This window comes from Isoptericola halotolerans, assembly GCF_013149785.1.
Taxonomy (GTDB): domain Bacteria; phylum Actinomycetota; class Actinomycetes; order Actinomycetales; family Cellulomonadaceae; genus Isoptericola; species Isoptericola halotolerans.
In genome coordinates, this window is record NZ_JABEZU010000002.1 from 152,238 (window position 1) to 164,028 (window position 11,791).

Genomic DNA, 11,791 nt, shown 5'->3' on the forward strand with positions numbered 1-11,791 from the left:
GGCCTGTTCGGGGGTCTCGCCCGGGTACAGGTCGAGGTACGCGGGGGCCAGCGTTGCGTCGACTTGACCCTGTGCCGGGAACACGGTCTTGAGTCGTGCCATGAGTGAGCTCGCCGAACGGTCCACGCGTCCGTTCATGGACAAGACCATGCCTGAGGTGTGGCGCGCCGTCGTGGCCTTCTCGGTGGTGACACGCGAGGCGGCCGAGCAGGGAGGGCTCCTCGCGCAGGAGTCCGAGCTGATCAAGGTGCGGGCGTCCCAGCTCAACGGCTGCTCGTTCTGCCTGGACCTCCACGGTCGGGAGGCGAGGCAGGCCGGCGTCCCGCAGCAGAAGCTGGACGTGCTGGCGAGCTGGCGAGAGACCGGCGTGTTCGGCGACCGGGAACGGGCCGTGCTCGCCGTGGCCGAGGCGGCGACGGTCCTCCCGCTCGACGACAGGGCCGCTGCCGAGCTGTCCGGCGCCCGGGTCGTCCTCGGCGACGCGACGTTCGCGGCCGCCGAGTGGGTCGCCGTCGCGATCAACGCCTTCAACAGGGTCTCCGTCCTCAGCGGGCACCCGGTGAGGCCGCGCGATGCCGACGGAGGGCTCGTGCGATGACCAACCTCGACAGCCGCCCCGAGCTGGAGGTCCTCGGGAGCGGGCGGCCCGGCGTCGCCGAGGGGCACGCAGCCGTCCAGGTCCTGGAACCCCGCCCGGTGGCGCTCGGCGGACCGCGCGCCATGAACGTGCACCGCACGCTGCCCCAGCGGGAGCGGTCGTTGGTGGGGGCGTGGTGCTTCCTGGACCACTTCGGCCCCGACGACGTCGCCGAGACCGGCGGCATGCTGGTGCCACGGCATCCGCACACCGGGCTGGCGACGGTGTCCTGGCTGTTCACGGGTCGTGTGGAGCATCTCGACTCCGGCGGGAACGCGGCGTCCGTCGTTCCCGGGTCCCTCAACCTGATGATCGCGGGGCGTGGCATCACCCACCAGGAGATCAGCGACCCAGGGACCACGGTCCTGCACGGTGTGCAGCTCTGGTACGCGCTGCCCGAGGAGACACGCTTCGGTGCGAACGCGTTCGAGCGCTACACGCCGGAGCCCGTCCGGCTGCCGGGGGCGACCGCCCGTGTGTTCCTCGGAGAGCTCCTGGGCTCGGTGTCGCCGGTCGCGACGCGCACGCCCGACCTGCTGGGCGCCGAGCTGGTCCTGGAGCCGGGGGGTCGTGCGTCCCTGGACGTCCGACCCGACTTCGAGCACGCCGTGCTCGCCGAGAGCGACGAGGTCGTGGTCAACGGGACCACCGTGGGACATCGGTCCCTCGCGTACCTCCCGCCCGGGGCGGACTCGCTGGTCGTCACGGCGGGCGCCGCGGGCGCCCGGGTGATCCTCCTGGGCGGCGTGCCGCTGGGCGAGCAGATCGTGATGTGGTGGAACTTCGTCGGGCGCGACCACGACGAGATCGCCGCGTTCCGACGCCGCTACCAGGCGGAGCTCGGGTTCGAGCCCGCCGACCCCCGGGACGCTGGAGCGCCGGAGCTGTTCGGTCCGTTCCCCCCGGGGCAGCCGCGAGCGCTTCCCGCTCCACCCTTGCCGACCGTCAGGCTGCGCCCGCGGGAGTGAGATGGGCGACGCGGCGCGGGGACGGCGGAGCGCCGCCGGGGCCGCGGAGCACCGTCAGCCCTGCTGCGCCGCCATGATCTCCACCCCCATCGGCACGGTGGCGTCGTGCACGCCGTCGATCGCGACGAGGGCCTCGGCGACGTACCGCGCGACGTACCGGGCTCCCGCCGTCGTGTAGTGGGTGTTGTCGTTCGTCAGGTCGGTGCTCACCGGCAGGCCTGCCTCGGCGGCGGCGCCGTGCGGGAACAGGGCGGCCGACGCCGTCGCGCCGAGCCAGGCGTACAGCCAGCGGGTGAAGATCGTGAGGTCGATCAGCGGCACGTGCCGCTCGGCGGCGAGCGACCGCACGGCGGCGGGGTACGCGCCGTGCGACCAGCGCAGCGACCCGTCCGCCTCGAACCAGCGACGTTCGACGCTCGTGGCCAGGACGGGCCGTGCCCCGGCGTCGCGCACCTCGGTGACGAACTCGTCCAGCCGGCGCCGGTACCCGCCGTCGGCGGCCAGCTCGCCGGGGTGCTTCTGGTCGTTGTGCCCGAACTGGATGACGACGGTGTCGCCAGGGCGCAGCGCGTCGGTCACGCGAGCCCAGTGCCCCTCCTCGCGGAAGGACCGCGTGGTCGCGCCGCCGACCGCGGTGTTGTGGACCTCGTCGTCGACCAGCGGGGCGAGCTCGTCCCCCCAGCCCAGCAGCGGGATCTCCGGGTGACCCGAGGTCGCACCGTGGTCGGTCGGGGCGACGGTCGAGTCGCCGGCAAGATGGATCGTCATCGGTCCTCCGGTCGGTCTGAATCGATCCAAACCTAGGGTCGGCACCACCGCCCGTCAATCACACGTCGGTGAGCCGGTGCCACTGCCGGGTGACCACGGCGATCCCCACCGGTGCCACCGCCGCCGTCAGCAGCAGCCCCGCCGGCCCGATGCCGGCCGCCGCCTCGGCGCCGCCCATCCCGGTCCACAGCGACGGCACGGCGTAGGGGAACCAGGAGCCGCCGCCCACGAGCACCACCATCTGGGTCAGGGCGACGACGCCGATCAGCGCGCCGACCGTGGCCAGCGGGCTCCGGGTCGCCGTCGCCACGGCGGCGAACGGCACGCCGAGGCCGGCACCGAGCATCCCGGCGGCGAGCCCGCGGCCCGCCGCCGCCCAGGCCTCGGGCCCGAGACCGGAGGACGTCACCGCGGCCAGTGCTGCCGTGATCCCCAGGGCCGGCACGACGCAGGCGAGCGCCCGTCCCAGCACCACCAGGCAGCGCGCCGCCGCGATGGTCGGGCGGGGCGTCGCGAGCCCGAAGCAGGCCCCGGCCCGCCCGTCGGCGAGCGGCTGCCCGAACGTCGCGGCGAGCGCGAAGCCGACCGCGATCAGCATCGACACCGAGAGGATCTGACCGGCGGCGGCGAGCTGGGTCGTCGCGAGGTCGCCGGTCGCGTAGGGCTCCAGCTTGGCTGCGCCCGCACCGACCACCGTCCCGGAGCGGGCGAGGGCCGTCAGGCCGACGGCGGCCAGCGGCACCAGGACGAGCACCAGCGCTGTGGACAGCCGCTGCACCGTGGAGCGACGCCACGCCAGCGCCTCCACCCGCAGGGCGGTGCCGAGGGCGGTCATGCGTCCGCCTCGGCGTCCGCCGCGAGCACCATCGCGAAGAACCGCCGCTCCATCTCGTCGCCCGGCGCCAGCTCGCCGACCACCCGCCCGCCGTGCACGACGACGACGCGGTCGGCCACGCGGGCGACCTCGTCCAGGTGGTGGCTGGAGACGAGCACGGCCGCGCCGTCGTCGGCCAGCGACCGCACCAGCTCGCGGACGAGGACGACGCCGCGGGGGTCGAGCGCCGAGGTGGGCTCGTCGAGCACGAGCGCGGACGGTGAGTGCGCCACCGCGCAGGCGATCCCGAGGCGTTGGGCGTTGCCCGCGGACAGCGTGCGGGCCGGGGCGTCGGCCCAGGCGTCCAGGTCCAGGCGGTGCACGACGTCGGCGCTCGCGTGCTCGACGTCGGCGCGTGGCAGGCCGTGCAGCGACGCGGCGCTGCGCAGGTTCTCGACCACGGTGAGGTCACCGGAGACCAGCGCGGCGCCGACGACGTGACCGAACCGCCGTGCCGTCGTCGGCCGCATCGTGGCCGGGTCCTCGCCGAGTACGCGGGCCGTGCCCCGGTCCGGGCGGAGCCGGCCGGTCAGGACGCGCAGCGCCGTCGTCTTGCCGGCGCCGTTGAGGCCGACCATGGCCACGACCTCGCCGTGAGCCGCGGCGAACGAGAGCCCGGTGAGGGCGTCCCGGTCCCCGAAGCGGTGCCCCGCCTGGTGCAGGGGCAGGGCGCTCATGGCGTCTCGCCGAGCACGTCGAGCGCGCGGGTCACGACGGCGCCGAGGTCGGCGTCCGCCGGCATCGCGAAGAGGGCGGCGGTGCAGGCGCCGAGGCACGCAGCGGCGGCGACCGCCGCGTCGAGGTGCGGCACGCCGTCGTCGACCAGGGCGTCGGTGATGGCGCGCTCGGTGTCGTACGTGGCGAGGACGACGGCGGCGCGCAGCGCGGGGCTCGCCGCGACCAGCCGGACCCGGCGCACCGCGGTGGCGTGCTCGACCGGCTCGATGGTGCCGAGCGCGGCGAGCATGCCGCGCCGCACGCGCTCGACCGCCGGGAGGTCCCGCGGCTGGGCGGCGACCGCCTCGGCGAGGAGCGGGTCGTAGGGGTCGGAGACCAGCACGGCGTCCTTGGTGGGGAAGTGCCGGAAGAACGTCATCGGCGTGATGCCTGCCGCGGCGGCGATCTGGGCCACGGTGGTGCCGTCGTAGCCCTGTCGCTCGAAGAGGTCGAGCGCGGCATCGAGGACGCGGGCGCGGGTGCGCAGCGCCCGGGGTGTCGCAGGGGTGGTCACGTCTCAATGTTAGTGACTAACATTTGCGGTGTCGAGGGGGCGACGGCGGTGGAGCAGGTGGTGTCCCTGTCGGCGTCGGCGTCTATCGTGGCGTGCGTGACCACCGCCCTGTACCGCCGCTACCGGCCCGAGACGTTCGCCGAGGTGATCGGCCAGGAGCACGTCACCGCGCCGCTCATGCAGGCGCTGCGCAGCGGGCGTGTCAACCACGCCTACCTGTTCTCCGGTCCGCGCGGCTGCGGCAAGACGACGTCGGCACGCATCCTCGCCCGCACCCTCAACTGCGCCAGCAACACCCCCGAGAAGCCGCTCGACACCCCCTGCGGGGAGTGCCCCTCCTGCGTCGAGCTGGCGCGCGGCGGCTCGGGCTCGCTCGACGTCGTCGAGATCGACGCCGCGTCGCACAACGGCGTCGACGACGCCCGCGACCTGCGCGAGCGCGCCACGTTCGCGCCCGCGCGCGACCGGTACAAGATCTTCATCCTCGACGAGGCCCACATGGTCACCCAGCAGGGCTTCAACGCGCTGCTGAAGATCGTCGAGGAGCCGCCCCCGCACATCAAGTTCGTGTTCGCCACGACGGAGCCCGACAAGGTCATCGGGACGATCCGCTCGCGCACCCACCACTACCCGTTCCGGCTCGTGCCGCCGGACGTCCTGGGCCCGTACCTCGAGGAGCTGTGCGGCGCCGAGGGCGTCGAGGTCGGCGGAGGAGTGGTGCCCCTGGTCACGCGCGCCGGCGGCGGCTCCGTGCGGGACTCGCTGTCCGTCATGGACCAGCTCATCGCCGGGGCGACCGGCGGCTCGGTCGGGTACGACACCGCCGTGAACCTGCTCGGGTTCACCCACGCGACCCTGCTCGACGACGTCGTCGACGCCCTCGCCGCGCGCGACGGCGCCTCGATCTTCCGGGTCGTCGACCAGGTCATCGCCACCGGGCACGAGCCACGGCGGTTCGTCGAGGACATCCTCGAACGCCTGCGCGACCTGGTGGTCATCGCCGTCTCCGGGGACGCCGCCGAGGCGGTGCTGCGAGGTCTGCCCGCCGACCAGCTCGAACGCATGACCGAGCAGGCCTCCCACCTCGGGCTGGCCGAGCTCTCCCGCGCGGCGGACCTCGTCAACTCGGCGCTCACCGAGATGACCGGTGCCACGTCACCGCGCCTGCACCTGGAGCTGCTCTGTGCCCGGCTGCTGCTGCCCGGCGCCGACCACGGCACCGACGGCCTGGCCGCCCGCATCGACCGGCTCGAGCGCGGTGCGATCGCCGCCGACCCGGGTGGCGTCCCTGCCGCCGCGGGCGAGCGGCCCGCCCCGACCACCCCGGGGCCGTCGCACCCGAGGCCGACGGCGGCACCGACGCCCGGCGCGGACGCCGGCGACGGGACGGGCGCGGCCGGATCGCTCTCCGGTGCCGCGGCCGCCCGCGCCGCGCTGCGCCAGAGCAGGCGACCCGTGGCCCGGGACGCCACGGCCTCGGCCTCGTCGGCTGCCGACGTCCCGGCGCGGGCGGTGACTCCGGAGGTCCCGGGTGCGGCGCCCGCGCAGGTGTCGGCGTCGTCGCCCGCGGAGCCGTCGCAGCCGGCGGCGGAGAAGCCCGGCGAGCCGCCGGCCGCCGAGCCGGCCGGACCGGCGACCGCGGAGCCGACCGGGCCGCAGGCAGCCCAGCCGGCCGTGCCGGCACCAGCACGGGGCGATCACCCGCTGGGGCCGGTCACGACGTCGGTGGAGGAACCGGTCGCGTCGCCGCGTGACTCCTCGGCTGAGACCGCCGCGGACCCTGTCTCCGAGCGTTCCCCCGAACGCGTCGAGCAGCCACCCGCGCCCGCGCAGCCCGTCGCGGAGGCGGCCGCGCCGGCAGGGCCGGCCGAGGTCACGGCCGAGCTGGTCCGACGCCGCTGGGACGAGGTGGTGGCGAACCTCTCCAGCCCGGTGACGCGTGCCCTCGTCGGGCCCAACGCCCAGGTGGCCTCGTTGTCCGCAGGGGTGCTGACGATCGCCTTCGACGCCGAGGGGATGGCGCGCGCGTTCTCCGCGCAGCCCCGTCACGTCGACGCGGTGGTCGACGCCGTCTTCCAGACCCTCGGCGTGCAGGTGCGCCTCGAGACCACCGTGGGTGCGCCCGCACCCGCCGCGAGCCCTGCGCCGGCGCGGCCGAGCGCGCCCGAGCTCACGGCGCCGGCCACAGGCGGCCAGGAGCCGGCCACCCCCGACACCGGTTCCCCCGGCACCGGTTCCCCCGGCACCGACGCTCCCGACGTCGATGCCCCCGACGACCCGTGGCCGGACGTTCCCGTACCCGGGGGCCCCGGCGCCGGTCCGCAGGGCTCGGCCCGGCCGGCCCCGGCGGGGCAGCCTGAGCAGTCGGCGCAGCCGGTCCCGCCAGCGCAGCCAGATCACTCGGCGCAGTCGGCTGCCGACGCCGCCGACGCGGCCTGGCTCGCGGGGCCGTCGGCCTCGCCGGACGGTGCGTCGCCCCCGGCGGGCTCGGTCTCCGCCGCCGCACCGACCGCCACCCCTGCTGCCACCTCGCAGCAGACCGCCGCGCCGTCGTCCCCTGCCCAGACTCCACGCCAGGCGGCCGAACAGGCGGCGGCAGCCTCCCGTGAGCGGGAGCGCGAGGAGTCCGAGAAGACCCGGCCGGCAGCCGGCGGCTTCGACGACGCCTCGGACGACGACCCGGACATCTCCTCCACGGGACTGATGGGGGTGCCGCTGGTCGTCAAGGTGCTGGACGGCACGGTGGTCGACGAGGTCGTCGACCAGCCGTGACGACCATCCACGTCGTCGCCGCGGTGATCGTGCGCGACGGCAGGTTCCTCCTCGTGCGCAAGCGCGGCACCAGCGCGTTCATGCAGGTCGGCGGCAAGCTCGAACCGGGAGAGGACGCGCGGGCGGCGCTGGTGCGCGAGTGCGCCGAGGAGATCGGCCTCGTCGTCGACCCCGACGCCGTGGTGCCGTGGGGCCGGTTCGACGCGCCCGCTGCCAACGAGGCGGACCACACGGTGGTCGCGGACGTCTTCGCCGTCGAGCTCCCGGCCGGGTTCGATCCGGAGCCGCGTGCCGAGCTGGCGGAGGTCGTCTGGGTCGACCCGGCCGCGCCGGTGACGACGCACCCGGTCGCCGCGCTCTCGGTCGACCTGCTGGAGCGGGCGGTGCGGCAGCTCCGCTCAGCACCCGCGCACCGACCCCCCGACGGAGCGCCTCGTCGGCCCGGCGCACCGCTGACCCCGCACGAGACGGCGCTGCTGGAGCGGATCTGTGCGGGCACCTGGCGAGGGGCCGCGGAGGCCCGGGCGCAGCTCGCGCACGCGCGCTGGGGCGGCAAGGACCACGAGGGGGACGCGTGCTTCGTCCTCGACGTCCCGACCGAGGTGGGCCTGCCGAGGATCCCGCCGCACGACGGCGGCCCGATCGCCGAGCTCGAGGTCGCCGACGGCGAGACGCCGCTGGGCATGCTCGAGCTCTGGGTCGAGGACGGCGTCCTGCACTCGTTGGACTACTCCACCTACGGCGACGACACCGTCGAGACGCTGCCCGGGCTGCACCAGATCGTGGAGTAGCCCACGGCCGCCTTGCCACGAACGTCTCTGTTCGTCAGGATCCGACCGTCTGATCCTGACGAACAGAGACGCTCGTGGCAGCGGTGCGGCACACTGGCCCCGTGCCGACGACGACACCCGCCCCCGCATCCTCACTCCGGCTTCCCCGGGCCACCCCTGAGTCCCAGGGGGTGGACCCCGCCGCGCTGGCGCGACTCGTCGAGACGCTCGACGGCATCCGCGACGTGCACAGCCTCATGGTGCTGCGCCATGGTGCGGTGGTCGCCGAGGAGTGGTGGCACCCTTACCGGCCCGACGAGCCGCACGTCATGTTCTCGGTGTCCAAGTCCTTCACCGCCACCGCGCTAGGCCTCGCTGTCGCCGACGGCTTGCTCACCACCGACGACCGCGTCATCGACCTGCTGCCCGACGACGCCCCCGACGACCCGGGCGAGCACCTCGCGGCCATGACCGTGCGGGACCTGCTGACGATGACGTCCGGCCACGGCACCGACACGATGAACTTCACCCTGACGAACCTGCACGTGCCCGGTGCGGGCTGGGCGCGGGCGATCCTCGCCGCGCCGGTGACCCACGAGCCCGGGACGCACTTCGTCTACAACACCGGTGCCACCTACCTCCTCTCGGCGATCCTGCACCGCCTGACGGGCGGGCGGCTCCTCGACTACCTCACCCCGCGCCTGCTCACCCCGCTGGGGATCGTCGGCGCCACGTGGGAGCAGTGCCCCCGGGGCATCGACGTCGGCGGGTACGGGATGCGGCTGACCACCGAGGACCTCGCGGCGTTCGGTCAGCTCCTGCTGCAGCGTGGCTCCTGGCAGGGCGAACAGCTCGTGCCCGCCGCATGGGTCGACGAGATGACGGCGGCCCAGGTGCCCAACGGTCCCGACCGGAGCCCGGACTGGGAGCAGGGCTACGGCTACCAGTTCTGGCGCTGCCGCGACGGCGCGTACCGGGCCGACGGCGCGTTCGGGCAGTTCTGCGTGGTGCGGCCTGACCGCGACGCCGTCGTCGTCCTCACCTCCGGGACGACCGTCACGGACGTCGAGCTGGAAGCCGTCCTCGCCACGATCGACGAGGCGTTCGGCGAGGTGCCCGACGGCGGCACCCCACCCCCGCCGAGCGCACCGGACAGCACGGCCCCGGCCGCGCAGGCGGCGGGGACGGCGCCGTCGCGTGGCGACCTGGTCGTCGCGATGCCGCAGGGCCGGGTCTCCTCGCCGCTGGCGGCGATGGTCGACGGCGCGGCGTTCGTCCTGGCCGAGGGCGCCGTCGAGCCCGCGGACGGGTCGCCGGACAGCGGTCCCGACGCCGGGAGCCCGGACACGGCGGGCCGGTCGTTCCTGCGCTGGCACGCGATCGCCGTCCGCCACGCAGGCGGCGCGCACGGTGACGAGATCGAGCTCGCCTGGACCCGCGCGCACGACGGGCCCTGGCACGCGGTGCGGTGCGGTGTCGGGCGCTGGGTGCTGGGCCGTGCCGAGGTCGTCGACGACGAGGTGCCGGTCGCGGGGGCGGCGGCGTGGACGTCGGACCGGGAGCTGTCGGTGCGGTTGCTCTGGCGCGGCACGCCGTTCGCCCTGGACGTCCGCCTGGTGTTCGGCGGGGACGGGGAGGGGCGCACCGTCGAGGTCGCCGTGGACCAGAACGTGTCCTTCGGGCCCACGGTGCTGCTGCGGGCGACCGGCCTCGGAGCGTGACCACCTGACAGATGTCATGCCCGGACCGTGCGGACCTCACGCCGTCCGGTGACCGGTGGCACCGGACGGGGCGTCCCGGGCAGGGCAGACTCGTCCCATGACGATCCGACCGGCGAGCGTGGCAGGCTGACGCCGTGACCTCCCCGCCGCCGGCCTCTGCCTCGTCGAGCCCTCCGCCGAACGCCCTGTCGGGCACCTCGTCCTCCCGTCTGGCCGCCTCGTTGGGCGGCGCCCGCGGGGTGGAGATGTACACGCGGATCAGCCTGTACCTCTTCGTCCCGCTGGAGGCACTCTTCTACCTCTACGCGGTCGTCGCGCTGTCGCAGAGCCCCGACCCCCTCCCGCCGGCCCTGGGGTTGGGGGCGCTCGCCGTCGCCGCGGTCGTCCATGTCGGGCTGGCGTTCGCGACGGTGCACGTCGGCTTCGACCGCCCGCTGGTCGCAGGTGGCAGGCTGCACCCGGTCGTGATCGGCCTGCTCGCCGCCACCGCCGTGGTCGTCGTCCTCGCCCTGGTGGTGCTGCCCGGTACGTCCACGGACGCGCTGCGCCTCGACGCGCGTGCCATGACGATCGCGGTCTGCGGCGCCGCGACCTGCGGGGCGCTGGCCATCGGCTTCGCGATCCGGCCCCTCGCCGTCGTGGCGCTCTGGGTGCCGATCGTCGTCCTCGCCTCCTGGGTCCTGGACGGGTCGTTCAGCAGCGGTGCCGTCGTCGGCGCGGCCCTCCTCTACGCGCTCGTGCTCTTCTGGACGGGGACCGTCCGCATCTCGATGTGGATCGTCGAGGTGGTCCGCGAGCTCGAGGAGGCCAGCGAGGTCGCCGGACGGCTCGCCGTCGCCGAGGAGCGGCTGCGGATCTCTCGTGACATGCACGACGTCGTCGGACGGGCGCTGTCCGCCGTCGCCGTGAAGAGCGACCTGGCCGCGGCCCTGTCCCGTCGAGGCGATGCGCGGGCTGCGGACGAGATGGACGAGGTGCGCACGCTGGCCCAGGAGTCGCTGCGCGAGGTACGCGGCGTCGTCGCGGGCTACCGGGCGGCCGACCTGGCGACGGAGTTCGCGGGTGCGCGTGCCGTCCTGCGGGCCGCCGGGATCACCGTCCGGGCCGCGAGCGACGTGCCGTCGCTGGCGGCGACCCAGCAGGAGGCGCTGGCCTGGGTCGTCCGCGAGGCGGTGACGAACGTGGTCCGCCACTCGCGCGCCACCGAGTGCCGGCTGGAGCTGGAGGTCGACGACGAGTCCGCCGTCCTGCGTGTCACCAACGACGGCGTCGCGGCCCCGAGAGGCACCACGGCGGGGCTCGGCGACGGGACCGGGCTCGCCGGCCTGCGCGAACGTCTCGCCGCGGTCCGCGGCACCCTCGACACCACCCTCGACGGCGACCGGTTCACGGTCACCGCCCGTGTCCCGAACCCTCCCGGAGCGACCTCATGATCCGTATCGTCCTGGCCGACGACGAGACCCTCATCCGTGACGCCGTGGCGCAGCTCCTCGGGCTGGAGGAGGACCTGGACGTGGTCGCCGTGGCCGGCAGCGGGCCGGAGGCGATCGCCGTGGTGCAGCGCCACCGGCCCGACGTCGCGGTCCTCGACCTGCAGATGCCGGGGGCGGACGGCATCGAGGTGGCGGAGGCCGTGCGCCGGGACGTCCCGGAGTGCGCGATCATCATCGTCACCGGGCACGGCCGGCCGGGTCATCTGAAGAAGGCTCTCGGCGCGGGCGTGCGGGGCTTCCTGCCCAAGACGGTCTCGGCGACCGTGCTGGCGGGTGCGATCCGGCAGGTGGCCGAGGGCGGGCGGTACGTGGACCCGGAGCTCGCCGCCGACGCGATCTCTGCCGGGGACTCACCGCTGACCGCGCGGGAGGCGGACGTGCTGGAGCTGGCTGCCGACGGCGCGCCGGTGGAGGAGATCGCCGTGCGAGCCTCGCTGGCCCCCGGGACGGTGCGCAACTACCTGTCGTCGGCCGTGGCGAAGCTCGGCGTCGCGAACCGGCACGAGGCGGTCCGGGCGGCGCGGGCCAAGGGCTGGATCTGAGGGCCCTGAGCGGTG

Annotated in this window: 11 protein-coding genes; 7 read left to right on the top strand and 4 right to left on the bottom strand. The window is 75.0% G+C overall.

The genetic code is table 11. The features are described from left to right. The first annotated feature begins 100 nt into the window (after positions 1–100). Positions 101–598 carry a carboxymuconolactone decarboxylase family protein gene (locus HDG69_RS08425; RefSeq protein ID WP_216645435.1) on the top strand — a complete coding sequence of 166 codons (498 nt, stop codon included), beginning with the start codon at positions 101–103 and terminating at the stop codon, positions 596–598. Further along, the gene (locus HDG69_RS08430; protein WP_171783360.1) at positions 595–1,605 is read left to right on the top strand and encodes a pirin family protein; all 1,011 of its coding nucleotides are present in this window, start codon (positions 595–597) and stop codon (positions 1,603–1,605) included. The genes HDG69_RS08425 and HDG69_RS08430 overlap by 4 nt, the downstream gene beginning before the upstream one ends. Positions 1,606–1,659: 54 nt before the next feature. Here HDG69_RS08430 and HDG69_RS08435 read toward each other — a convergent pair whose 3' ends face one another. Genes HDG69_RS08435 through HDG69_RS08450 form a run of 4 tightly spaced genes read right to left on the bottom strand, consistent with a single transcriptional unit; the run spans position 1,660 to position 4,478 of the window. Continuing rightward, positions 1,660–2,373, bottom strand: coding sequence for a rhamnogalacturonan acetylesterase (locus HDG69_RS08435; RefSeq protein ID WP_171783361.1), 714 nt, complete (start codon positions 2,371–2,373; stop codon positions 1,660–1,662). A 58-nt stretch (positions 2,374–2,431) separates the two neighbouring features. Next, positions 2,432–3,208: an ABC transporter permease gene (locus HDG69_RS08440; protein WP_171783362.1), complete on the bottom strand. Its 777-nt coding sequence runs from the start codon at positions 3,206–3,208 to the stop codon at positions 2,432–2,434. Continuing rightward, complete coding sequence (locus tag HDG69_RS08445) at positions 3,205–3,924, bottom strand: ABC transporter ATP-binding protein (RefSeq protein WP_171783363.1); 720 nt, start codon at positions 3,922–3,924, stop codon at positions 3,205–3,207. Before HDG69_RS08445 ends, HDG69_RS08440 begins: the two co-directional genes overlap by 4 nt. After that, a complete protein-coding gene (locus tag HDG69_RS08450) occupies positions 3,921–4,478 on the bottom strand; it encodes a TetR family transcriptional regulator (protein ID WP_171783364.1) in 558 nt (185 codons plus the stop codon). The genes HDG69_RS08445 and HDG69_RS08450 overlap by 4 nt, the downstream gene beginning before the upstream one ends. A gap of 96 nt (positions 4,479–4,574) precedes the next feature. Between HDG69_RS08450 and HDG69_RS08455 the strand changes: the two genes are divergently transcribed. From HDG69_RS08455 to HDG69_RS08475, 5 genes are all read left to right on the top strand, one after another. Next, positions 4,575–7,250 (top strand): DNA polymerase III subunit gamma and tau, encoded by a 2,676-nt coding sequence (locus tag HDG69_RS08455; RefSeq protein WP_171783365.1) that lies wholly within the window; start codon positions 4,575–4,577, stop codon positions 7,248–7,250. Next, positions 7,247–8,041, top strand: coding sequence for an NUDIX hydrolase (locus HDG69_RS18985; protein ID WP_343036345.1), 795 nt, complete (start codon positions 7,247–7,249; stop codon positions 8,039–8,041). Before HDG69_RS08455 ends, HDG69_RS18985 begins: the two co-directional genes overlap by 4 nt. Positions 8,042–8,142: 101 nt before the next feature. Next, the gene (locus HDG69_RS08465; RefSeq protein ID WP_343036346.1) at positions 8,143–9,741 is read left to right on the top strand and encodes a serine hydrolase domain-containing protein; all 1,599 of its coding nucleotides are present in this window, start codon (positions 8,143–8,145) and stop codon (positions 9,739–9,741) included. A 134-nt stretch (positions 9,742–9,875) separates the two neighbouring features. Continuing rightward, the gene (locus tag HDG69_RS19560) at positions 9,876–11,174 is read left to right on the top strand and encodes a histidine kinase (RefSeq protein WP_171783367.1); all 1,299 of its coding nucleotides are present in this window, start codon (positions 9,876–9,878) and stop codon (positions 11,172–11,174) included. Then, the gene (locus HDG69_RS08475) at positions 11,171–11,776 is read left to right on the top strand and encodes a response regulator transcription factor (RefSeq protein WP_171783368.1); all 606 of its coding nucleotides are present in this window, start codon (positions 11,171–11,173) and stop codon (positions 11,774–11,776) included. Before HDG69_RS19560 ends, HDG69_RS08475 begins: the two co-directional genes overlap by 4 nt. Positions 11,777–11,791: the final 15 nt, after the last annotated feature.

What these genes read in the sequence shown, in the direction of transcription:
- HDG69_RS08425 (WP_216645435.1), top strand. Translation starts at nt 101, where the DNA reads ATGAGTGAGCTCGCCGAACGGTCCACGCGTCCGTTCATGGACAAGACC.
- HDG69_RS08430 (WP_171783360.1), top strand. Translation starts at nt 595, where the DNA reads ATGACCAACCTCGACAGCCGCCCCGAGCTGGAGGTCCTCGGGAGCGGG.
- HDG69_RS08435 (WP_171783361.1), bottom strand. Translation starts at nt 2,373, where the DNA reads ATGACGATCCATCTTGCCGGCGACTCGACCGTCGCCCCGACCGACCAC.
- HDG69_RS08440 (WP_171783362.1), bottom strand. Translation starts at nt 3,208, where the DNA reads ATGACCGCCCTCGGCACCGCCCTGCGGGTGGAGGCGCTGGCGTGGCGT.
- HDG69_RS08445 (WP_171783363.1), bottom strand. Translation starts at nt 3,924, where the DNA reads ATGAGCGCCCTGCCCCTGCACCAGGCGGGGCACCGCTTCGGGGACCGG.
- HDG69_RS08475 (WP_171783368.1), top strand. Translation starts at nt 11,171, where the DNA reads ATGATCCGTATCGTCCTGGCCGACGACGAGACCCTCATCCGTGACGCC.